The following is a 24891-nucleotide window of genomic DNA, read 5'->3' as shown; positions in this document are numbered from 1 at the left end:
TCAATTTAGGCGTAATTGTCAATTATGACTGCGGTGCATTTTGTTTCAAGACACGCGCCGGATTACCGACTACGATGACGTTATCTGGAAATGAATGTGTTACGACAGCACCGGCACCAACAATCACGTTGTTGCCCAACGTCACCCCGGGTAAGATCACGGCACTACCACCAATCCAAACATCATTACCAATCGTAATCGGTGCAGTCCGTTCCGCTTCAGTCCGCCGCACAGTTGGGTCTAATGGATGAGCAGGCGTGTACAAGCCAACTTTAGGACCAAATTTGCAATCATTACCAATCGTAATAAGTCCTTCATCACATAACGTGACCCCATGGTTAGCATAAAAATGATTGCCGATACGAATATTGACGCCATAACTAAATTCAAAGGTCGGTTCAACGAAGAACCGGTCACCGGCTGAACGTAAGAGACTTTTCATCTTAGTATTCCGTTCATCATTATCAGCAATCTGATTATATTGCATTAACTTCGTCCGCACGTCTCGCCGACGTTGCTGTAGGATTGGTGATTCTAAGTACAATTCACCATTAATCATTTGTTGATACGCTGGGTCATTATCGATTTCCATGTTTAACTTCCTTTTAAGTATGATACTTTAAGCATACCACACCATTCAAAATTGCTGTATGATGGTTTAAATAAACCTATTGAAAGTAGTGGTTCCATGCAATACGCAATTTTTGATCTCGATAATACCATCCTTGACTTTGACCGCGCTGAAGCGGCTAACCTCGCAGCCGTCTTTCAGCATCATGGCGTCACTGATATTCGCCGTGCAGAAAATGAGTATCAGGCCTATAACGAAACTGTTTGGCAACAAATCGAACAAGGTGCCGATCGTGATAGCTTGTTAGACCAACGATTTCAAGTCTTTCTAGGCACACTGGGCATCACCGTTGACGGTCCTGCGGTTCAACAAGAATACGACCAATTATTAGCGCACAGTTATCAGGTAATTCCCGGCGCCCACGAACTTTTGCGCACGCTGACCAACGCTGGGCTGACCTTACTCGTCGGCACTAACGGTATCAAACACACCCAGCTCAGTCGCTTGGCAGGTGCCCATATGACGCCCTATTTTGATCATATCTTCATCTCTGAAAGTATCGGTTATGCCAAGCCGAACCCACACTTTTTCAGCGCTATTCATGACCAATACCCAGACATGAATGCCACGAATACCGTCATGATTGGTGATAGCCTGCGTTCAGACATCGTGGGAGCGACCACCGCCCATTTACCTAGTATCTGGTACAATCCACAGCATGTGCATAACGACACAACAATTGCCCCAACTTACACTGTGGATAACTTTAAGCAACTGCAAAAACTGTTATTAACAGTTTAAACGCAAAAATAATCAGCAAACTCTGCGCGCAGGCCTAACGTATCTTAAAAACTGAACTATTTAACATATTAGGTATTATGCGGAGTAGTTGTATCGACGGCTTTTAACTCAATAACCTGCTTACCTTGATTTCCAATCAACAAAAAGACCAATTGACGAATCAGCAAGAAAAGCAATTTATATAAAACAGTCGTCGTTGCTTAATTCAAGATTCGGCCGTGAAACAATGCTAATAACAGTTCATCTGGGTAAGCTGTCAAAACGTGCCCTTTCTTCTCAGGTGATAAGATTTGCAGATTTAATCCACTTGACGCTTGCTATCAATTAACGTGCGAGAAGAATAGCTAAAGGAACGGACTAAAAAACAAGTTAGATGCAAATTCTCATAAAATGAAAACACCGTTGCGCTAATAGTCGACGCTTAAATTTAAAAGAATTATAAGCGCGGGTACTTTTAATACTTGATATAATATCAGCATCCATCTAATTTTTTTAAAGATTGTCACCGTTAATACCTTTTTATCACTGTCTAAAGTATCACTGCTTTGTGCGCCGACAATCAACTGCTGTATCTCCTTTATTGGACCTAAACTATCCACAAACGCGATTGCAAAAGAAGTGAAAGTAGCAAGCTTCATAACATAAATAACCAAAAGTATGTACTGATCATCAGGATTTAGAACAAATGTACTAACAACTAAGACCAGTATTGATACTATTAGGAACAGTTGCATTATCAATCGTATTTTTTCCCACCTTGTCTTATTTCTTTTTTTGAGCTTAACTAGACCTAATTTCAATAAGAATTGTTTTTGATGCTGGATTTTCTTATCCATAAAGTACGTTACCAAATAGTACAAACCACTGTAGGCAAAAAATATGAGCACTTGTTTGCATAGCGTCGATTGGAAAATCAGCATGAGAAGCTCATTCGAATATGAAGACATTAATTTAGATAGTCCTTTCTAAAATTACCTAAGTATTTTAGCTTAGATAGCAGTATTTAATAAAAAACGTTGTGTCTAGATTTCTCATTGAAATGAAGCACAACGCTTTTGGTATTAAAAAATAAATGATTATACGCATGAAGAATAACACTATTATGATTCATCAGGTCAGACAAGGGTCATTGCCCATGCACCTACTTTGACAGCGGAGATTAAATTCAGGCGCTGTAAGTGGAAAACCTGCATTATTCCAATAAATTTCGATAATAGTTGAAAGTATCATTGCATGATCTAGTATATAGATAGCTGGGAACTAAGAACACCCGTGGCTAAATATAATAATATGTATTGTGCGTATAGTCGAAATTCATTAACATAATCTGCAAAGCCTATTGAATGGGCACACTGCATCTCATACGATATAAAGCAGGTAATGTTCACACTTTTATTTAACCAAAATAGCGTAAAGACATAAGAATTTTCACGTTCCTCTTATTGTGCCTATCGGATATTTCCGTAGCTAAGTGGGCGGAGTTGATTGACTAGACTCGTATCAATACCATTGTCCTCATCAAACCGTATAAACAATAATTAACCTCAATTAAAAAAAGCCATGCAGCCCCATTCTTACAGTTACGACACAGTAAGAATTAGGCTTCATGACCCATAACACGATTCAAATTTAACCACGCGGCGACGATTGGCAGGAACACCTGTCAATTGATGCCCACCGCACGGCCCAATCAAAGTGACACTAGCCACACCTTTTCTTACAAGGTCAGCACTAGCTATTTTGGTCCAAAAGTGAACCCCTTTTTACAATCCACTATTCTTCAATCTGAACAAAGTGTGTATTACCTAGTCCACCGCCAACTTGCATGACACTGCCGCCATGCCGAAGCTTGCCCAAGTTAACGGGGCGGAAATTCAACGGCCGGACGAGCGCAGCGAATTCTTTCTTGGCAGCAACGTCATCGCCCGCATAGAACAAGACCCGCTTTCCAGGCCCATCAACGTGCCCATCCATAAACTCCGGTGGAATCGTATTGAAGGCTTTAATGACCCGGGCATTGTTAGCTGCACGAGCAATGACTTCACTTCCAGTCAACGGGGCCGTCTTAATTTTCTTAAAGTCAGCCGTAAACTGGTTCGTCACGTCCACCACGATCCGTTGCTTATAATCGGCGACCTGCGCTAATACTGCCGGCGCCTGTTCAAACGGCACTGCAAGAATGACTAACGGCTGTTGTAAGGCTTCAGCAACTTCTACAAAAGCCACATTGGCAGCAAACTCGGCGCGCCGTGTTGCTAAACTAGCCGCACCACTGTGCCGACTTAATTTGATTTGATGATCACCGCGCGCAAAGGTCTTGGCTAATACTGTGCCGACCGTACCGGCACCAATAATTCCAATTTTCATAACTATCCTCCACCTCATCTTTTAATAATGGTTTGAATTAACCGACTTATCTGGTCCGTTATCACGGACTGTCAGCGGTCATCTAGACCAAACCAGCTTATCTTAATGATAGCGAAATCATTATGGAATTGCACCTCATACGCGTCAACTATGCTTGAACTTGTTGGTAAGCCGTAATACCAGCTTTTAATCGTGCCAATCCATCCGTCAGGGTAGTCGTTGGACAAGCCACATTCAGTCGCAAGAAGCGGTTGCCATCACCACGGTAAGCATCTCCCGCTGATAAAAACAACCCGGTTCGTTGGCGAATAAAAGCAGCCAAAGCCGCACTGTCGGTTGTCACTTGACGCACATCCAACCATAATAGATAAGTCGCTTGGGCTTCCACCAACTTGACTTGCGGCAACTCAGCAGTCAAGTAAGTCTGAACTTGACGTTGATTGGCAGCTAGTTTGGTTCGCAATGCAGCTACCCAGTCATGGCCTTCAGTATAGGCCGCAATGCTGGCTGGAATCGCAAACGAATTGGGCTCAGCCAATTCATCATTGTTGATGCCCCGGCTCACTAATGCGCGGACGTGTGCATCGGGAATAATCAACGTTGCCGCGTGTAAGGCTGCCACGTTGAAAGTCTTGCTTGGCGAGATACAGCTGATACTGTTATGTGCTACTGGCGCAGTCAATGATGAAAATGGGGTGTACGTGTGACCGTTAAGGGTCAAGTCACAATGAATCTCATCGGCAACGACTAGCACATGGTATTTCAAGCACAGCTCGCCAAGGCGTTGCAACGTCGCACGCGACCAGACGATGCCGATCGGATTCTGCGGATTGCATAAAATCATCATCGTGGTCAACGGATCAGCTAGTTTCGTCGTCAAATCGTCCCAATCAATCGCGTACGACGCGTCACGTGCCACTAAGTCACTACTCAAGGTATGCCGGCCATTGTTTTCAATTGAATGATAGAAGATATTATAAACCGGAGCCTGAACTAACACGTTATCGCCAGCCGCTGTCATTTTACGAACAATTGATGAAATCGCCGGAACGACGCCGGTGCAGAACATCAACCACTCAATTTGCGGACGGAAGTTGTGTTCCGTTGCCCACCAGTCTGCCACGGCTTCATAGTAAGCCATGGGGACTTCTTCGTAACCGAAGACGCCAAACTGGGCGCGTTTTATCAACGCTTGCTTGATAACTGGTGCCGTTTCAAAGTCCATGTCAGCGACCCACATCGGCAACTCATCATCCGCGACGTCCCACTTAACGGCATTTGTGTGCCGCCGATTAAGCACGGTCTCAAAATCAAACGGCATGGGGTGCACGGCTTTCATGGTCAACACTAATCAGGGTCTGATGAGGATCTACTTCAGGATCATCCATGATGATTTCACCAATGGCTTGCGCATGAATCCGACCACTAAGCGGATTTTTAACGCTATCAATCGTTGAAACCACGTCAGCGTCAATGTTACGACAATATTCAAAAGCTAAGTCCGTATTGAGTAATGTACAGTTTTCCAACTTAACATTATCCATGTAACACAGGCCCTGATCGCTCTCAATCGTACAGTTGACGAACCGAATATTCTTCGAATTCCAGCCCAGGTACTCACCAATGATTTGTGAATCATAAACGGTAACATTTTCACAATTCCATAGCGCATCCTTGGTCATCAGCGTTGCATGATGAATTTCAACGTTCTTAGCACCGTCAAAGGCGTAATTACCGACGAGGCTGAAGCCATCAATGCGAATATTCTGGCTATTCATTCCAAAATAATCACCAGCTGCTTGAACATCATTCAACGTAATATCTTGGCAGTTCCATAACGTTTCTTCCGCATCTGAAAAGTGAACGTGCGCTAACTTAACTTGGCTGGCCCGCCGAAATAGCTTAGGTGCCTGTAGCGTACTATTCGTAATTGTAATATCCTTGGTGTACCAGATGCCAGAGCGAGACATTGTCTCAAACAAGCCTTGATCCACAGTCACATGTTGACTGTACCACAAGGGATATTTCCACTTAAAGATTGGCTGCTTCAACGTGACATTGCGACTTTCCTTCAGTGGTGATTCACCATCAGCAAACGTTGTAGTGTCGATTTCAAGGTCGTGAGCTTTAAAGAGTGCCCGCTCGCCCGTTAAATACTGTTGTGTGATTGTTTTCAATTTAATCTCAATAACTCCTTTATACTGAAACGTGGACCTTTAGTCGCACGATAGGATCAGTGTATTACTTCAACTGCACGTTAAGTCAACTAACTTGTTCGCTTACTGTCCGGAATACTGATTCCAATTATTAGTTCGTGACCGGTTAAGTGCCATCACGCCCTCCAAGTCATGGGGTTGGTAAGGGGTTTCCAAGTACTGTATTTCCGAAGCGGTTAACGCCAACCCCGCTGCCTCAGCCACTGCATCTAAATGATGCGGCTTAGTTGCCCCAATAATCGGCGCCGTTACTCGTTGTTGTAGCCAGGCCAAATTAATGGCCGCCATTGAAACATGATGTTGGTGGGCCAGTTCCTCAACGCGATCAATAATTGGTTTATCCATCTCGCTGGTAGCTTGGTATTTGGTATCAGCAAACGTATCTTGTTGTCGCCGAGTAGTCTGGGTGCCAAAAGGATGTGCCAACCGGCCACTAGCTAATGGACTATACGGCGTCGTTGCCAAACCGTTCTCATGAGCATAACTGAACAGTTCCCGTTCATCCTCGCGATAGACCAAATTATAATGACTCTGGATCGAGACAAATTGTGGGTAACCATAACGAACCGCTAGCGCATTGATCTGCGCAATCTGCCAGGAATAGGCGTTAGAAATCCCAATGTAACGAACCTTACCGGCCTGAACAGCTTCATTAAGTCCAGCCATGATTTCAGCCATTGGTGTTAACCAGTCCCAGATATGATAAATATATAAATCAACATAGTCTGTCTGTAAATTCTGTAGACTCTGGTCGAGGGACCGCAAGACGTGTTCACGCCCACTGACATGATTTTCGATTTCTTGGGTTGTCCGATTCGTAAACTTGGTTGCCAGTACCAATTGATCTCGCTGAAATTTCTTTAGTCCTTGTCCCAAGACACGTTCACTCGCACCCGCTTGATAGACCGGCGCCGTATCAAAAAAGTTAATCCCCAGTGATATCGCGCGATCAAGTACCTGGTTCGCCTGCATTTGACCAACTGCCCACGAGCGCTGATTAAGTGCCGTTCCAGTCCCCGCACCAAAGCCCATACACCCAAGTGCGATCGACGAGACTTTTAAATCGGATGTTCCTAACTGTCGATATTGCATTGCATCACAACTCCCTTCGTTAACTCATTACCCTCTTTATTAAAACGCGATCCGTTGGCAGAGTAAAATACCTAGTTCAAATAATCAATTATAACCATTCCGTATAGTTATCCGTCATCCAGTCGTTTTAGGAATTAATGACCGTTATTAGTCACCAATCATTATTTTCAATGTGCCTGGCGACATCCAAGCGTGGCACCGTACTCCAGGTGTTGGGCCAAAAATGAACAGCACGTTTGCAACCATACCAGGCCACATCCTGCAGTGAGTGTCACCGACCGATTTTAAGGTCGAACCACTGATAAACCGGTTTTGTGGGCACCACCACAACTCACCGTGACCACCTCCGCCAACTCAATTTTCCAACACAAAACCGACCATTCTGGAAGTTACACCTTTTCCAGAACGGTCGGTCATGACAACTGATTGAATCGCCGTAAGCATCGCTACCGACACGACGACAATGTTTATTTCAGTTTTACCTTAATTTTTAACTTTTTAGGCGCTTGATGGCGCGCTAAGATTAATTGCCAGCCCACTTTAACCAGCGTACTAATAACAGTCATCACGACCATTAACGATAATTTTCGACGCATTCGGCATCACCTCAATTAATTTAAATCGAGCATACCACACTTTAATCGACGTGAGCGGAATTTTGCAACTGAATCATATCATAGTAGTAACCATGCTGTTGCAATAGCTCGTCGTTGGACCCGCGTTCAACGATTTGCCCCTGATTTAAGACCAGGATCAAATCAGCATTTTGAATCGTGGACAAGCGGTGGGCAATCGCAATCGTCGTGCGGTTCTCCTGAATCCGATCCAAACCAGTCTGAATCATCTCTTCGGTCTCAGTATCGACGTTCGCCGTGGCTTCGTCCAAGATTAAAATCTTAGGGTCAGTCACAATCGTCCGCGCAAATGAAATCAATTGCCGCTGTCCTGAAGAATAACTGGCCCCGCGCTCAATGACGCGTGACTGATAATTCTCAGGTAAATCGTTGATGAAGTCATCGGCCTTTACAAACCGTGCCGCTGCTTGAACTTGTTCATCTGAAATCTGATCGTTAAACATTCGGATGTTGGAATTAATATCACCATAAAACATAAACGGTTCTTGCAAGACCAACCCCATCTTCTGTCGCAATTCCTCAGCCGGATACTCACGAATGTCGCGATCATCAATTAAAACTTCTCCTGACTGAAACTCATAAAACCGCATCAAAACATTAATCGTCGACGTTTTTCCACTCCCCGTCTGACCAACTAGTGCCACCGTTTGGCCTGGTTCAGCCACGAATGAAACGTCTTTTAAGACCGGATGCTGGCCGTCATAGGCAAAGGTGACGTGCCGAAATTCAATCTTACCGCGCGTAATCTTAGCCGTAGGATCGACGTGTTGGGCCGGGGCAATCGTTGGATCATCCATGACCCGTAAAACCCGTGATCCGGCGACGACGCCATCTTGAAAGTCTGACAAATTATCCATCATCGACGTCATCGGATTATAGAAGTTATTCAGGTACGTGATGAACGCATAAACGACCCCGGCAGCCACATAACCATTGAGTCCACGAACCCCGAAGATTCCCAGAACCATGACCGTCCCTAACGCATAAAACAAGTCGATCAGTGGACTTAATAATAATGAGTTCGTCCGGATCATCGCTTGGCGGGTCTTAAAATAGGCATCATTGGTATGATCAAATTCACCATTGATACGGTGTTCTTGTCGAAATTGCTGAATTACACTAATTCCAGTGATTGCTTCACTTAACTTGGTATTCAACTCACTGAGCCGTTCCCGCATTCGCCGGTAAACCCGTGAGCTATACCGTTGATAATACCAAATCGTTACAGCCAAAAAAGGCATGAAAACCAATAACCACAAGGCAATCTGCGCATCGGTGAGATACATCGCGACAAACGACGAAATCACCGCAAAAAAGGCGGTAAATAATGTATTAAACAACGCCCAAAAATTGGAAAACGACATCGTATCGTTAGTCAGGCGTGACAAAATTGAGCCACCAGGGACTTGATCAAAGTAGCGCATGCCCATCCGATGCAACTTGGCGAACATTTGTCGGCGGACATTTTCAAGCATATATTCTGCCCCCATCGTACTACTGAAGTTCTGTACGAACTGCATCAACGCGCGCACAACCATGCCGAAGAAATAGAGGCCCGCAAAGTACCACATGACCGGTACCGTGGCGTGTCCTGTTTTGAGATAATGATCAATAAAGGTCTGTAATACACGCGGTAGATAGATATTAACCACACTAATCAGACCGGAAAAAACGATGGCCGCAATAAAAAAACATTTGAACGGTTTCGCATACGGCAATAGTCGCCGAATAACCGTGAGTTGTTCCTTAACAGGCATGGAACGTGCCCATACCGATTGACGTGCTGCCATTATTGCACCGCTCCTTCCACTTTGGTCTCCAATTGTTGGCGCGTAAACATCTTCTGATACCACCCGTGTTGCGTCATTAATTGCGCGTGGGTCCCTCGTTCAACAACGTGACCGGCATCCAACACAATGATTTCATCAGCGTTCATCACCGAACTTAACCGGTGGGCCGCGATAATCGTCGTTTTGTCTGCTCGTTCTGCCTTTAGATTAGCTAAAATTTCTGCCTCAGTTTCGGCATCAACCGCGGATAACGCATCATCTAAGATCAGCAATTCAGGATTGATGAGTAAGGCCCGCGCAATGGCTAGTCGTTGGCGTTGCCCTCCAGATAGCGAGATACCTTCCTCACCAACTTGGGTATCGTAACCAGCGGGCATGCTGGCAATCTGACCACTCAAATCACTCTTGGTGGCGACCGCTTCCACAACGGCTTGACTCACAGTCGGATCGGCAAAACGAATATTTTCACGAATCGTATTCGAGAACAGAAAACTATCTTGGGGCACATAACCAAGGGCTGGTAAGTAACTATCAAGCGCATACTGCTTAATATCGTGACCACCATAAGTAATGTGGCCCTCGTACTGATCAAATTCACGCAAAATCAGTTTCATAATCGTTGATTTACCAGCACCAACCCGCCCGACAATTCCGAGCGTCTGTCCCGCCTTCAAAGTAAAGTCCACGTTACTCAGACTGGTTCCTGCATCGTTGGGATAATTGAACTGCTTGATTTGATACTGAATATCACCATGCGGGCGCTGTTCAATGCCCCGTTTGGCATCAATAATGGCACTTTGCTGATTCAATAATTCCATGACCCGATCATACGAGGCGTTTCCCCGTTCCATCGTGTTGAATAACATCCCGACCGCAAACATCGGCCAGACCATCATTCCCAAATAAGTGACGAACGAGACCAAGTTACCGATTGTAATGACACCGTGGGTCACGTACAACCCGCCCAAAATAATTGTGGCGCCGTAAGATAACGCAATAATCATGGTAATCGCGGGATCAAATAGCGAGTCGAGTACGTTGACATGCCGATTGATCTTAATCGTCTGATCAATCTGTTGATTAAAATCAGCAACATCGGCCTTTTCCTGACCTAGCGCTTTGATCACTTTGATTCCACTGATACTCTCCTGCGCCTTATTATTCAGTCGCGAAAAGGCGGCTTGGGAGGCACGAAACGCGACGTGAATTTTTTTACCCAAATACCGTGACACGATCGCTAATAATGGGAAAGGCACCACCGCAATCAGCGTCAGTCGCCAGTCGATTAGTGTCATCATCGCAATCAGCGTTGTCCCACCAGTAATAATGGAATCCGCAAATTGGAGAATGCCACCACCAGCGACCCGTTCAACCGCCGTGAGATCATTGGTCGCATGGGCCATCAAGTCCCCGGTACGGTATTGCTGATAAAACGTCGCATCCATCTTCATAAAATGCCAAAAGAGTCGTTCCCGCAGCGTTCGTTCAAGGCCGGCTGCACCACCCCAGATGGCATTCCGCCATAAATAACGCGCCAGGTACTGACCAACGGCGGCCACACCAATAATAACTAAATAGACCGTCAGCGTGTGCGCCGTCAAGCTGTGCTGATTAATCCCATCAACGACGTCCCCAATAATCCGGGGTGGCACAATGCCGATAATGGCAGTCAAAACTAGTCCAAGCACCCCCGCGAGGTACAACTTCCATTCACGCCGAAAATACCAGCCTAATTTCAAAAATATACTCACAGCGCACCTCCAATAATTTGATTAAAATTTAATTAGACAACTTTTTATAATACCATACCTCGCGCAAACCCCTTAATGATAAGTTCCATCCCGAATGCAAAGTGATTGCACCAGATTGAAAATAAGCTTAAACTGGGGACGTTAGTGGGACGGTCATTACGATCGTCCCTTTCAATCGTAAAAATTCAGATTACTGATTTTTACCACCGACTATTGGGCTTGGTGAGCTGTCCAAAATACGCCAATTATTTTTATAAGGAGTGTTGATTGTGTCCCAACCAAGTACCGTCACTTTAAAAACCAAACTGGCAATCTTATCCGTTGGTTTACTCTCATTTGTCGGGATTCTCGTGGAAACATCGATGAATGTGACGTTCCCCACGCTGATTAAAACAATGAGGGTTTCACTAGATACCGTCCAGTGGCTGACGACCGGTTACCTATTACTGACAACCATTGTCATGAGTACCACGGCCTATGTTCTAAAGCGGTTTAACCCCAAGCCCTTATTCTTATTTGCCGCCCTCGTGTGTCTGCTTGGGGGCATTCTTTGTTGGTTAGCGCCGAATTTCTCCGTATTATTAACTGGCCGCCTTTTACAGGCCGTAGCCACTGGGATTTCGATTCCACTGATGTTCCAGTTGATTTTCACTTACGTCCCTCGCAATCAACTAGGAACTTATACCGGTTTAGCTAGTGTCATCGTGTCTCTAGCCCCGGCTCTCGGACCAACTTATGGCGGGATTTTAACTAGCGTCTGGTCATGGCGGGCAATTTTCGTTGGTATCGTACCGTTATTGGCATTACTGGCAATCTTAGGGGCGTTCAACATTTCGGGGAAGGCCTTAGGTGTTGGCGATAAAAAATTCGACTATCTGGGCGCAATCCTTTTAGCCATCACCTTCACTAGTCTGTTGTTCACGTTTAACAACGCGGGAACTCACGGCTGGCTGTCGCCGAACTTCGGCCTCTGGTGTCTATGGAGCATCGTGATGATTGGTGCAATGGTGACGTACGCCATCAAGGGGCGTCGCCAACTGATTGATTATTCAATTCTCAAATTGCCAATCTTGCGACTTCGGCTATTTAATTACTTTGGTTTACAATTCATTAATATCGGGTTGTCGTTCGTTCTGCCACTTTTCGCCCAAACCGTCCTTGGGGCTTCGGCCATGACGGCGGGGCTCATGATGCTTCCCGGCGCAATCGTCGGCGCCATCACTGGGCCAATCGCCGGTCGAATTTACGATAAACAAGGCCCAACGACCTTATTAACATTTAGTGCCATCATGGCGAGCGCCGCCTTACTATTATTCTGGCTGACAACCGATTACTTCACAGTCATCATCATGGCTGTCATTTACGCGCTACTACGCGTCGGCTTTAATACTGGTTTTGGGACTGCGATTTCGGATGGTAGCACCCGCGTCCCTCTGCCTCAAAAATCCGATCAAAACTCGATGTTCAGTATGATGCAACAGTACGCCGGTTCAATCGGGACCAGTATTATGTCCGCTGTAATTGCCGGCTATGAAATTCATCACCCGACCGTAACTGGAACAATTATGGGAAGCAAGTTGGATTTCTTGCTATTATTCGTGTTGGCGATCGCCATTTTGATTAATGTTCTGCATGTTAAACGACTTGAAGCGGGGCAAAACTAGGATTGACTGATAGCATCGTTAGTCTTGAAAGTGGATTGATTGCTGCATTTTTGGAGATTAATTATTTAAATGCTTTAAATCTACATCGAAAAGGCTCAGGTTTTCTTTGACCTGGGCCTTTTCGCGTACTCTAGCGTCAATAAACACACTATTAAGCAAATTACTATCTCAATGCTTTCTCAAATAGAGTTTCCATATTATGATGACATAATTGAAAGCTAGTGACATTACAAAATAAATAATGGAAATACCCAAAACATTAGCACAGTATTCTGTAAACCAATATTTGTATTGTGTGAGAAAATCATATCCACCATGTAAAACAAAAAAATAAATAACTGATATTCCAAAAACAATCATGCTTTGTTTGAAACTTGATTTAAAAACAGCCATCATATCCTACTCCCATCTATTGAAACCGGTTTCGTTTTGTCTTATTATACATACGCAATTCAAAAATGTACACTACCGGAATAAGGAGGAAGTTCAATGAATTATACCAGTCAAGCTAACATTCACAAATTTACTTTGGTCATTATTTTATTGAGCAGTATCCTAATATCTACTACCATAACTTTGGAAATTTCTGCCAATACAACATCATCGTCACAACAAGCCATAGATTGTATCTCTCAAGAATTAGCAGATGTATCAAATAGCATTCAGTATGATCCCCAGACTGGATTAGCAACAAACTTAGATGTGAACACTTTAGTATCAAAATACGGTTCCAATAACCAGAACCAATTGCAGCATATCAACGAGATAATGAAATATGAATACAAGCTAAATAGTATTCAAACTAGAAGTTTTTGGTCCTGTATGAAAAATCAATTATTGGACATGATTGGCTATCAAACTTTCCAAGCATTATTACGCGGAGGCATTCAAGGATTAATCCAAAGAAAGACGTGGAAGGCAGCGGCTAAATTACTAATCAGATACCTTGGAGATGGCATCGGAGTCGGGTTTATCGCCGCACAATTGGCCTGGTACGCGATTAGATGTGCCTAGTTATTCATTAGTTGCGCTCACTCGTAGAAAAAAGTAATGTCTTCGAATTATGGTATCAGTAAAATTAAAATTTAACCCTTTTCGAGAAAAAAACCGCGCCCCCAAGACGCGGTTTTTCGTCTTGGAAGCGCGATAATATGATTACCAGTAATTACTTACCAGCTTTCATCTGAATTTCAGCCTCGGCTGGAACTTGCATATCGTGTTGCTTGAGGAAGACCATGGAAGCCCACAGTAATCCCAGCGACACAATCGTAATTCCTGCTAAGACAACGATTGATGACCAGAAAATACCACTACCCCAACCACCAGTTAAGGCTTGCCGGAACGCTTGAATCGAGTACGTTAATGGCAAATACGGGTGAATAGCGTTGAAGAACTTGTTGGTAATTTCCATTGGGAAGGTCCCACCAGAACCACCAAGTTGTAGCATCAAGATAACCATTGCGACGAACCGTCCTGGGTTATCGAATAGCATCGATAAGAACATGACTAGGAACATTGACGCTAAGGCAATCATGATTGCCGTCAAGTAGTATTCAGGTACACTGATTGGTTTCAAACCAGCAACTAATAACACTGTCGCTTCGATGACCGCCATCGCAAGTGCTACGGGACCACCAACAGCAACTTTACTCCAGAACCATTGTGTTGGCGTGCCGTCGTCATCCGCAATCCGTCGAATTGGATAAGCGAAGTTGAAGACGATTGCCCCAACATACAAAGCCAGTGACAAGACGTAAGGTGCTAACGCATGACCATAGTTTGGCACGTGCGTGTAGTCTTTATAGGACGTCTTAGTTGGCGCCGCCATCATTTTCGCATTCGCGTTCTTTAATGGTGTCGCGTTAACTTGATCCGCACCTTCTTGTAAGGAAGTCGCGAGTGTCTTGTTACCGTTCTTGATCTGCTTTGTCCCGGATAGGAGTTTGGCAGAGTTGTTGTCAAGCTGGGTGGCCCCGTCATTTAATTGACTGACACCAGCCATTAAGGCCGGCACTTGTCCATTTAGTGTGTTCAGCCCACTAGTAACTTGCCTCGAGCCACTAAATAGTTGTTGTACAGCACTAACCAGAACGGGAATCTGCCCATTAAGTGTTGATAAGCCATTTGTAACCTGTGCAGAACCATTCTTGAGTTTCGTAACTCCAGTTGCTAATTCGCCAGTCTTACTGTTCAATTGACCTAGTCCATTAGTTACTTTAGATGAACCACTTGTAACTTGACTTGAACCTTTAAATAGCGCATCCACACCAGAAACAAGCACTGGTATCTGGCTATTCAGTTGTGCATTTCCGTCTGCCACTTGACTTGCACCAGCATTCAATTGTCCAGACTTGGCAGCAATTTGTTCGCTACCATTAGTTATTTGATCAATTGAAGATACAAGTGTTGGCACGGCCGAACTAATTACGCCAAGTTTTTCATTGATAAGCGCAGAACCGCCATTTAAACTATCATTATTTTGTATTAATTTGTTCGTCCCTCCTGAAATTCCAGCAGCAAGCTGTGACTCACCATTAATTCCAGCTACTAGTGTGGGAACATTTTCATTGAGACTTGTGAGTCCCGCACTCAATTTGGATGTTTTTGTCTTCAATTGGTTTAACTCAGACGTAAAGTTTGTCGAAGATGTTTCTAGCTCGGAAACCGAATCACTCATACTACTGAGGTCACTTATCAGGCTGTCAACACCATCTTGCAAATCACTAAATTTAGTAACTAAATCCGTTTGTTGTGAGGTTGCAGCCGCATTACTTTTCAGCATCGATTGTAATTTCGAAGCATCACTAGCTAATGCTGTCTTAGTACTTTCATTTGAGGCTGTACTTGTAGTTGCGCCAACATCACTTAGTTTCGCTTCCAAAGCGGCAACTTGTTCATCTGTTAATCCATTCGAACTTTGAACTTCCTTGATTCGGCTATTAATTTTAGCTGTTAAGTCGGTATTATTAGTTGTCGTTGAGCTAGAAATCTTAGAGATATTCGTTTGCATATCGCTAACAACAGTTGCAATATCACTATTATTAGATTGACTTTGCTGAGTCGAAAGTTGCTTTTGAAAGCTCTGTAAAGCTAATTTCATATCTGCCATGCCTTGCTGTAAATTAGCAATCTTTTGTTGATTGGCAGGATCTTTCAATGCTTGTCCTTTTTCACTAATTTCTGACGTCATACTGCCACTTGCTGTAGAAAACTGACCAACAGCACCATCAATTTTCCTTGCTCCATCAGCTAACTCAGCAGCCTGTGTTGGCAAGTCTTTTGTACTCTTTTTTAATTCTGTCGCAACAGTATTTGCTTGAGAGGCATAGCCATTAACGGTAGCGACACCATTAGTATAGCCACTGATACCTTTTTGAAGCGTATCTGCTCCGGTGGCTAATTCACCAACACCACTGAACTGCTTAGCACCTTGATTCAACTGTTTCAAATAATTGGTCACAGTATAAACGCCACCAGTATACTGGGCTACCCCCACTCTCAATGTTTCAGAGCCATTCGCTAATTGATTGACACCACTTGCTAATTTAGTACTATTGCCCGCGAGCGTCCCTAAGCCAGTAGTTACTTGACTTGAGCCAGAAGTCACTTGACCTGAACCACTGAACAGCTGAGTAACAGCACCGCTGAGCGCCGGAATTTGATTATCTAATGTCACTAAGCCATTTGTAACCTGTCCTGACCCATTTTCCAGTTGTGAAACACCACTGGAAAGTGTCCCCGTTTTGCTATTCAATTGTCCAAGACCATTCGTTACTTTATTGGAACCATCCGCTAACTTGGAAACACCATTTGATAACGGTGTCACACTGGTTTTAAGCTCGACCGTCCCGTTCTTCAACGTATGAACACCCGTCGTATACGTCGTCAAGCCATCCTGCAGTTCGACGCCACCATCTTTAAGCTTGGTAGCCCCATCGGCGGCTTTTTGATAGCCCTTACCGGCAGTCCGAATCTGCTTGAAGATTGCTAATGCGTAGGCCTTAGTGACTTGCGCCCGAATACTCTTATTAACTCGTGAAACACCAGTATCGGTAATGACCTTAGCAATATAATTCAACGATTCGTTGGTCTCATAATGCAAGTTCATCTTTTTCGGATTGGTATCCGTCATCGTTGTGGCATTTTTTGAGAAATTGCTAGGAATCGTGACGACCGTGTAATATTTCCGGTCTTTCAATCCCTGCTTGGCTTTTTTAGCCGACACAAAGTGCCAATCCAAATCGTTATTTTTCTTTAAATTCGTCACGACTTGCTTACCAACTGCAAACTTTTCGCCTTGATAGTTCACTGACTTATCTTCATTAACGACAGCCACTGGTAAGTTTTGCGTATCCCCGTATGGATCCCACACCGACTTCAAGAAGAAGATGCTGTATAAAAACGGGATCAAAATCATGACTGAAACTGAAATCCATAGTATTTTGCTATGACGAATTGACCGCCATTCGTCGCGTATCATTTTCACAACCTGAAACCTTCCTTCAAATAATTAAACTGTGTGTTGCTCAAGTGAAAACACCGTCGCAAGCGTCCCCTGAATCATCACCTGCGTGCTGGCCGCCTGACCATCACGATGACCGTTATTGAGCCACTGGACAATACTTGTGACGACCCCACTGACTAAGTACGCCGTCAAATCGGGATGCTGCGACTGGCGAATCATCGCAAAAACCCGATCATCCGCCCCCGTCTCGGCGACCGTGACAAAACAGTCATTGATCACTTGTTGAGAACGGGTATTGTCACCCTCATTGTTCGTCACTAATAAATGTCGTAAAACTTGCGTGTGCGCCCCGATAAACGTCGACATAATTGCCGAACCAACCGTATCAGTTCGCTCAGCAGCCAATAGTTCATCTAACGTGTGCATCACCATCTGCCTGAGCAAATCAAATTTATCCGTATAATAACGATAAAAACTACTGCGATGTATAAATGCTTGCTTACAGATCTGCTCAACCGTAATTTGTGAGATTGAACGTTGCTCCAACAATTGGTACATCGCCCGCTGTAAATCCAGCTCCGTACGAATTGAAATTACCATCACCCCGTTTTTAAATTCTTATATTCGAATAGAAGAATATATTTGCCATAAAAACACCGCTGCATCCCCGTGCAACGATTGCTGGTGTTCATGCAGTTTAGTGCAAGTACGGTTTCAATTCCAAGTCCGCCTTAAGCGTGTGAATCAAATGCTCAACTTGCGTTAGTGGCGCGTCAAACGTCACCCGATAATAGTTACGGGTCCCCTGATGTTCAACTGCGACAAAGTGTCGTTCCTTTAACGTCTTCAATTGATGCGAAACGGCCGGTTGCGAAATATGCATCCGTTCAGTTAATTCACCAACAGTCATGCCCTGCGCGTGTTGCGAAAGTTCAATCATGATTTGTTGACGCCGTTCATCGGCTAAGACTTCAAAGATCGGAATTGTTTCTCGAAATTCTTGCAGTGCTTCTTCACTACTGACCATGCGATTAGCCTCCTATATTCTTATATTCTAATGTTCGAATGTATCAATGATAAAGCTTTTTGAATCCGTTTGCAACACCTAAATCCACTTTGTCGGCAAACGCGACAAATTATTATTTTTGTCGCATTTGACGCAAAAAAAGACGCCTGACCACGCAGTCAGACGTCTCCAAGGGTAATTAGTACTAGCAATCAAAACGATTGATAGCAACGTCCGGTTGGGAGCCGGAGCCGTTGTATGGAAAATCATAGGTGTTTGGGAAGGCCCCATGATCTAAGACATCGCGTTACTTGTTAATAATGACAGAAACATCAGCAAATTAACGGCGGTTAAGTAACTCGAATAACTACAGTATAATCGCTCAGTGAAACTTTGCTAGTCCTACTTTGAACCTTTTGTCGTAAAACAGGACATTTAGATTAAATTGTTGTATGAAACAACGACATTTAACAGCCGACCGTGCCCATTATGCTGACCTAGATGACTGTCTTGCCGCTTAATTCAACGCCTTCTTCACATATTTGTAACCATACTTAACCAACTCGCGCTCGACTTGCTTACTAGTGGTCGTCGATTGAGACGAGCGACTCGCACTCGTATTCTGACTACTGCTGACTTTGTCAGCCCCAGCAACCTGCATCGTCGAATCCGCTTTCCCACGACCAGTAGCATAGTCGAAACTAACGCCAGGTTCAACGTTCCAAATATAGACGTTGAAATTGACACTGCCATCGGTTGAGACTGCTTGCGACCAGTAACCACGAGGCATCAATTCGTTGCCACGGAAAACCGTTGTCACACGATAAATGACTTTTTTACCTTGTTCTAACGCCGTACGCACCTGATCTTCATAAATCTGCATCGTTTTTTGATTCGAGTAGGCCGTCTGAGTTGCCAAGTTTTTCGGGTTATCTAAGCTACCATCTTCACCAGCGCGATACTGCCCATTAGACGTCAAGTTAAAGGATAACGTGTAAGCAATCAAGTGCCCACGATTTTGCGGATAGACCCGCTTACCATTAACGGTAAGCGGTTGATTATGCCAGCCAGTTGGGCTCCACGTTTGCGCCGTCCGTCCTTCAGACCGTCCTAAATTGGCCTTGCTCAAGTAAGCCGTGTCCGTGGTTGTCCGATTCAATGAATCTAAATTACCGTAATCAATCTTAGAATTTTTCCACTGACTCGCTGCCAGCGTACTCTTACCGCTATTAACTTTGATGGCCGCAGCACTGCCCGATTGATAAGTCATTTTTGCCAGTTGTTTGTAAGTTTGTTGCGTATTACCAGTCGCACTGGTCGTTTGATTACGACTGGATTCAGACTGCTGACTAGTCGTCGAACTCGTCGTATCCGTACCAGACGTTAACAAGCTACAACCACCCAACAGCAAGCTCAAACTCAAGAGACCCGCTATGCCAACGCGTCGCATTAATTTCACCATGATTCTCTTCCACCCCATCTTTTTTAAGTACGGTTCTATCATACCGTACTTTTACAAGGGGAACAAACGTTTTCTTTTAATCTTTTTGTACTTGCCAGTCGTTCCTTAGAATCCCATACTTGACCGAGTCATAATACTGCCCTTGCCAATAACGAACTTGTGGAATCCAGGCCTCCTGCTTTAATCCCACGGCTTCCGCTAACTGCATCATCCGCATATTCCCCGACCACGTTGTCAATCCAATGTGCGGCAAAGTCGTCTCCTCTTGGAATAAGTGGGTCAACCATTTAGTCAACGCGGTGCGCCCAATATGCTCACCCCAATGCTCCTGATTATAGATAATGATGCCTACCTCTAACCAGCGTTTGAGGGAACCATCCACAAAGTGCCAATTAACACTGCCGACAATCACACCATCCCGTGTGATGACCCAGTTACGCGGTCGAATCAACCAATCACGGGGGCCAATAATTGTCTCAAAGTCTGTTTGAGTCGGTAGTTGGTCATGAAAATACGGTCCATTCCAGCGCGTCCACTCCGCATTTGGATCACTAAAACCTAGTTGCCATAGCGTCGTTAATTCTGCGCGCTGAAGCGGTCGAATTGTAATTGTTGCCGTCATTTGATCACGCCCTCTCAATTCATAGGTCTACTATATCGAAAAACCACCCTAACAACAATCACATTCGTGGACATATAAACTTACATTAAACGGCCCCTTTTCCAGCGAACCGAAGCTGGCCGTCCTTGACTTTAGCTCACTTAGGGACAACGACAGCTAAAAAAACCACCATTCTGGCTGAAAGAATGGTGGTCATAAGTCTTAAGCGTGTGTTGCAAGCTGTCGCAACAATTTTAGTATAGCTGCTGAAACGCGTTTCAGGTCAAGCACTAAGTTGGCGCCAGGTTGCTTTGGTCAGTAAGTACCGCATGACGTGGATCACTTCACCTTTATCACTGGTAAACGTGTGCAGTTCTCCAGCCGCTTGCATGCCCATCTTAGCCATCACTCGGCCAGAATTAGGGTTGGCACTCGCATAGTGAGCCTCGATGGTCTCATAGTTCAGCGTTTCAAACCCATAATGCATCAAACAATTGCCGGCTTCCGCAACATAACCGTGCCCCCACGCAGCTGGGCTTAAAGCGTACGTCAATTCACCAGTCGCACCACTACCATGAAACTCATAAAACCCAATCAGTTGATGATCACGGCGACGTTCAATGCCAAAAACAGTGGTCGTGTCTGCCAAAAAGTGCGTCGTAAACAGTTGCTCGAACGCGGCCGGACTCTGAACCCGTCGGTAACGTAAATAAGCGACAACCTGCGGATCAAAAATCATGTCCGCTAACGCATCATGATCCGCCGCTGTCATTGGTCGTAATATCAACCGTTCCGTTTCAAACTGAGTCAAATTGCCATCTCCAAATTATTATTGATTCGTTAATTATAATAATCTACTGGCAAATGTAAATTATTTCGTTCCACTCTCAATGATTTGGCAAAGTCACCTGTGCCAGCATCGCAGTTCCTACCGCTTCAAATCGGGCGCAGTTCTAAATCCAATTCTCGCAAATTTTAACCACAATAAAAGGGCCGGTAACCAACCGTCCCTTTCTCTGATCGACTTGCAAACCCCAAGCTTGCCATTGTGTATGTGCCTCGTCATGGACCCAGCCCATCCCGAGAGGTATAAATGCTTGTCAAACGTTATGATTCAGCTAACTGAGCTACTTATCACTATCAATAATTGCTTATTAACAATGTCCTGACAAAGTAAATCGATCCGGCTCCCAACCTAAATCCGCTGACAAAGCGTATGTATTGCTTCATAACTTTGTCTTTAGTATAGCGAGCCAGCATTGCGTTTAGATAACACGAAGATTACAAAAATGTTACAACTGGTCTAAACCAACTAAAAGTTAGCCTGGTATTGCTTAATCGTCTCTGGCTACGGACACCCAGTTTATCTTTAACGAACAAAGTCGCCCACTATGGTCTTAACAGTCGGCCTTTATTGAGCTGAAAGCCGTTGATTGACATGTACTTGAATAACTTGTCGCCGAGAACCGGTCAAGAAATAAATCGTTATGCCAACAAAAATAATGACGGTAGCACCGATTGTTTGCCATTCGAACACATCCGGCTTAACCATTGTCTGGCTACCTGATGCCATCATGCTCAAAATATCAATAGCAGCATGGATCACCATCGGCAGCAAGATACTACCTGAGTATAGGTACGTCGAGGCTAAAAACCAGCCTAGTGTCGCTGCAAAAATGATTTGCTCAACCGTGGCTGACAAGGGTTGGCCCGCAAAAACGTTTGTAATATGCCACATTCCAAATAGGCCACCGCTTAGCCACACTGCCCAGTCGATCTGGTAACGCCGATGCCGAAAAGCTTGTAATAACAAGGTTAAAACGGCAAAACGATACAACCATTCCTCCGCGATTCCCGGTTCTAACCCACTCAAAAACATTTTCCAAGTCGCTGACCGTAGCTGGAAGTCCCAATGTGTGAATGTCGTCGCCCATGAACCACCTGCACTAAAGGCATTCCATAGACTAAAAGCCGTTCCCACCACGATCAGCCCAACCACTAAACTAGTTTGAGCCTGACGATTAAACCGCCACGATGGGCCCGTCAATCCCCATCCCCGCAGTAAGACCCCAACAGCAATCACAAAGCCCAGGGCGCCTAAAATACCAGTATCACTGACCATCTCGAATACTGATGGTGCTTGCAGATTCGGTAAAATCAAAAAAGTCTGCTGCGCACTGACGACACCACTAAAAATAGCCGTAATTAGGACCGCAATCCGGCCAATCACAGATTCGATCGGTTTAGTGACCACCACTGCCACCGGTACGAATGCGACCATTAAATAAGCCATCCCCACAGCAATCAATCCCTGCTCGTCTAACCATGACAGCTGACTTAACCAAGCCACGAGGTTCGCCAGTAAAATCGGCAAGAGTGTGAACTGCAGTACTGTTTGGACATAATAATTAACATGTCGCAAACGCCGCCACTGTGCTTGGTCCTCCTCGGCAGCTGGCCACCAGGCTAACAGTCCCCATATCAGCAACTGCATACCACCAACTGGGAAAAACACACCACCATCAAACGTAAATAGTTGAATAAAGGCCGCGCCAAATAACACGATGAGCTGCCCCATGTACCAGCGTCGTAATAATTGTTCGGTTTCCGGCGTCATAAAAAAATCCCCCAATCTGATATGCATTAATCATACCAGATTGGGGGACGCTCACACGTGATTTTGTTTAGATTTATCGGATTCCACGACTAACTAATAAAGATCTTGCACCCGGCCCTGTGTTGCTTCATGGGCCAAGTATTCATCATAAGTCGTATCACCACGATCAACAACGCCTTTCGCACTCACTTCGACAATGTGGTCGGCAATCGTTTGAATAAATTCATGGTCATGAGAAGTAAAGACGATGGCGCCTTTAAAATCAATCAGACTATCATTCAGTGCGGTAATGGATTCCAGGTCCAAATGGTTGGTCGGATCATCTAATAATAAGACGTTAGCCCGACTAAGCATCATCTTTGATAACATTCCCCGTACTTTTTCACCACCAGATAGCACGTTCACTGGTCGTTCAACATCGCTACCAGAGAACAACATTTTACCCAGGAAACCTCGCAAGAAAGTATTGTCACTTTCTTCTTTCGATGCAAACTGGCGTAACCAATCAATAATTGGCAATTCACTACCCGCGTATTCTTCATTAATATCTTTAGGCAAATAAGTCCGCGAAGTCGTTTGTCCCCAGGTCACCGTGCCACTATCTGGTGCCATCGACCCAGCAATAATTTGCATCAGTGTTGTCGTTGCCAAATCGTTGCGGCTGATCAACGCCGTTTTTTCATTGGGACGGAGCGTGAAGCTAATGTTATCAAGAATCTTAACGCCTTCAATCGACTTGGAGACATTCTCGACCTTCACAAGGTCATTACCGATTTCACGGTCTGGCGTGAACTTAATGAACGGATATTTACGTGATGATGGTTTGATATCATCCAACGTAATTTTCTCCAATTGTTTCTTCCGTGAGGTGGCTTGCTTAGATTTCGAAGCATTGGCACTGAATCGCGCCACGAATTCTTGCAACTCTTTAATTTGGTCAGCTTTCTTGGCATTGGCATTCGCTTGCAACTTGGCCGCTAACTGGCTAGATTCCACCCAAAAATCATAATTCCCAACAAATAGTGTGATCTTGCCAAAGTCGACGTCACACATGTGGGTACAAACTTGATTTAGAAAATGCCGGTCATGAGAAACGACAATGACCGTCTTTTCGTAACCAGCCAAAAAGTCTTCCAACCAGCTAATTGATTGGACGTCCAACCCGTTCGTCGGTTCATCCAGTAATAGCACGTCGGGGCTTCCAAACAGCGCTTGACCTAATAAGACTTTCACCTTTTGCGGTTCAGTTAACTCGCTCATCTTCAAGTGTTGCATCGATTCATCGATACCAAGGTTTTGTAACAACTGGTCCGCTTCCGACTCTGCGTTCCAGCCATCCATTTCGGCAAATTCGCCTTCTAATTCAGCAGCCCGAATCCCATCTTCATCGCTAAAATCAGGCTTGGCATACAACGCATCTTTTTCAGTCATGATTTCGTATAACTTTTCGTGACCACGAATAACAGTTGCTAACACTTCTTCATCTTCAAAAGCAAAGTGATTTTGATTCAAGCTAGACATCCGCTCGTTAGGCCCCATCGAGACCGTCCCAGTAGTCGGTTGTAATTTACCTTCCAAGATTTTTAAGAACGTCGACTTACCAGCACCATTGGCACCAATAACGCCGTAGCAGTTTCCCGGCGTGAATTTTAAATTGACATCTTCATAAAGCTTACGTGTTGAAAACTGCATACTAACATTATTTACGGTGAGCATTCCATTACCTCTTCTTTTTTAAAGTGAAATTGTCCGATAGAAAAGAGGTCGGAATTAAACAAACCTTCCAGACCTCTGTGTCGTTAATTATATAACTTTAATTTTAGCATGCTTTCAGCTCGTTTGGCAATCAAAAC

At 44.6% G+C, this 24891-nt stretch carries 19 protein-coding genes; 3 read left to right on the top strand and 16 right to left on the bottom strand.

Translation table 11 applies throughout. The features are described from left to right. Positions 1–22: 22 nt before the first annotated feature. Positions 23–592: a sugar O-acetyltransferase gene (locus tag E5260_RS03155; RefSeq protein ID WP_003642166.1), complete on the bottom strand. Its 570-nt coding sequence runs from the start codon at positions 590–592 to the stop codon at positions 23–25. A 96-nt stretch (positions 593–688) separates the two neighbouring features. Between E5260_RS03155 and E5260_RS03150 the strand changes: the two genes are divergently transcribed. Further along, positions 689–1372 (top strand): YjjG family noncanonical pyrimidine nucleotidase, encoded by a 684-nt coding sequence (locus tag E5260_RS03150; RefSeq protein WP_003642167.1) that lies wholly within the window; start codon positions 689–691, stop codon positions 1370–1372. A 1773-nt stretch (positions 1373–3145) separates the two neighbouring features. On the opposite strand, the gene E5260_RS03145 is transcribed toward E5260_RS03150, so the two are convergent. From E5260_RS03145 to E5260_RS03120, 7 genes are all read right to left on the bottom strand, one after another. After that, a complete protein-coding gene (locus E5260_RS03145; RefSeq protein WP_003642169.1) occupies positions 3146–3739 on the bottom strand; it encodes an NADPH-dependent F420 reductase in 594 nt (197 codons plus the stop codon). A 148-nt stretch (positions 3740–3887) separates the two neighbouring features. Further along, the gene (locus tag E5260_RS03140) at positions 3888–5060 is read right to left on the bottom strand and encodes a MalY/PatB family protein (protein WP_003642170.1); all 1173 of its coding nucleotides are present in this window, start codon (positions 5058–5060) and stop codon (positions 3888–3890) included. Further along, a complete protein-coding gene (locus tag E5260_RS03135; protein WP_003642171.1) occupies positions 5050–5916 on the bottom strand; it encodes a DUF3737 family protein in 867 nt (288 codons plus the stop codon). Before E5260_RS03135 ends, E5260_RS03140 begins: the two co-directional genes overlap by 11 nt. A 102-nt stretch (positions 5917–6018) precedes the next feature. After that, positions 6019–7047 carry an aldo/keto reductase gene (locus tag E5260_RS03130; RefSeq protein ID WP_003642172.1) on the bottom strand — a complete coding sequence of 343 codons (1029 nt, stop codon included), beginning with the start codon at positions 7045–7047 and terminating at the stop codon, positions 6019–6021. 467 nt (positions 7048–7514) lie between these two features. After that, entirely contained in the window at positions 7515–7643 is a 129-nt protein-coding gene (locus E5260_RS15360) for a hypothetical protein (RefSeq protein ID WP_003642173.1), read from the bottom strand. A gap of 41 nt (positions 7644–7684) precedes the next feature. Beyond that, positions 7685–9472: an ABC transporter ATP-binding protein gene (locus E5260_RS03125; protein ID WP_003642174.1), complete on the bottom strand. Its 1788-nt coding sequence runs from the start codon at positions 9470–9472 to the stop codon at positions 7685–7687. After that, positions 9472–11223 carry an ABC transporter ATP-binding protein gene (locus E5260_RS03120; RefSeq protein ID WP_003642175.1) on the bottom strand — a complete coding sequence of 584 codons (1752 nt, stop codon included), beginning with the start codon at positions 11221–11223 and terminating at the stop codon, positions 9472–9474. The genes E5260_RS03125 and E5260_RS03120 overlap by 1 nt, the downstream gene beginning before the upstream one ends. Before the next feature lie 269 nt (positions 11224–11492). On the opposite strand from E5260_RS03120, the gene E5260_RS03115 reads away from it, so the two are divergent. Both E5260_RS03115 and E5260_RS03110 read left to right on the top strand, forming a co-directional pair. Beyond that, positions 11493–12887 (top strand): MFS transporter, encoded by a 1395-nt coding sequence (locus tag E5260_RS03115; protein WP_003642176.1) that lies wholly within the window; start codon positions 11493–11495, stop codon positions 12885–12887. 489 nt (positions 12888–13376) lie between these two features. After that, positions 13377–13901, top strand: a complete 525-nt coding sequence (locus tag E5260_RS03110; protein WP_003642178.1) for a hypothetical protein — start codon at positions 13377–13379, stop codon at positions 13899–13901. Positions 13902–14052: 151 nt separating this feature from the next. Here the strand turns inward: E5260_RS03110 and E5260_RS03105 are convergent, their stop codons facing one another. The 8 genes from E5260_RS03105 to E5260_RS03070 all read right to left on the bottom strand — a co-directional run bounded on the left by E5260_RS03105 (position 14053) and on the right by E5260_RS03070 (position 24754). Then, positions 14053–17373 (bottom strand): YhgE/Pip domain-containing protein, encoded by a 3321-nt coding sequence (locus E5260_RS03105; RefSeq protein WP_003644775.1) that lies wholly within the window; start codon positions 17371–17373, stop codon positions 14053–14055. A gap of 24 nt (positions 17374–17397) precedes the next feature. Continuing rightward, positions 17398–17952 carry a TetR/AcrR family transcriptional regulator gene (locus E5260_RS03100; RefSeq protein WP_003642180.1) on the bottom strand — a complete coding sequence of 185 codons (555 nt, stop codon included), beginning with the start codon at positions 17950–17952 and terminating at the stop codon, positions 17398–17400. Between the two features lie 97 nt (positions 17953–18049). Next, the gene (locus E5260_RS03095; RefSeq protein ID WP_003642181.1) at positions 18050–18379 is read right to left on the bottom strand and encodes an ArsR/SmtB family transcription factor; all 330 of its coding nucleotides are present in this window, start codon (positions 18377–18379) and stop codon (positions 18050–18052) included. A gap of 496 nt (positions 18380–18875) precedes the next feature. Beyond that, on the bottom strand, positions 18876–19820 hold the full coding sequence (locus E5260_RS03090) for a DNA/RNA non-specific endonuclease (RefSeq protein ID WP_003644776.1): 945 nt from the start codon (positions 19818–19820) through the stop codon (positions 18876–18878). Positions 19821–19896: 76 nt separating this feature from the next. After that, on the bottom strand, positions 19897–20442 hold the full coding sequence (locus E5260_RS03085) for a GNAT family N-acetyltransferase (protein WP_003642183.1): 546 nt from the start codon (positions 20440–20442) through the stop codon (positions 19897–19899). A 262-nt stretch (positions 20443–20704) separates the two neighbouring features. After that, positions 20705–21232 carry a GNAT family N-acetyltransferase gene (locus tag E5260_RS03080; protein WP_003642184.1) on the bottom strand — a complete coding sequence of 176 codons (528 nt, stop codon included), beginning with the start codon at positions 21230–21232 and terminating at the stop codon, positions 20705–20707. A gap of 600 nt (positions 21233–21832) precedes the next feature. Beyond that, positions 21833–23038 carry a CPBP family intramembrane glutamic endopeptidase gene (locus E5260_RS03075; RefSeq protein ID WP_003644777.1) on the bottom strand — a complete coding sequence of 402 codons (1206 nt, stop codon included), beginning with the start codon at positions 23036–23038 and terminating at the stop codon, positions 21833–21835. Between the two features lie 93 nt (positions 23039–23131). Next, positions 23132–24754 carry an ABC-F family ATP-binding cassette domain-containing protein gene (locus tag E5260_RS03070; protein ID WP_003642187.1) on the bottom strand — a complete coding sequence of 541 codons (1623 nt, stop codon included), beginning with the start codon at positions 24752–24754 and terminating at the stop codon, positions 23132–23134. Positions 24755–24891 lie beyond the last annotated feature (137 nt).

The organism is Lactiplantibacillus plantarum (genome assembly GCF_014131735.1).
Classification (GTDB): domain Bacteria; phylum Bacillota; class Bacilli; order Lactobacillales; family Lactobacillaceae; genus Lactiplantibacillus; species Lactiplantibacillus plantarum.
Note: the sequence above shows the minus strand (reverse complement) of the source record. Positions and strands in the feature narration are given on the sequence as shown.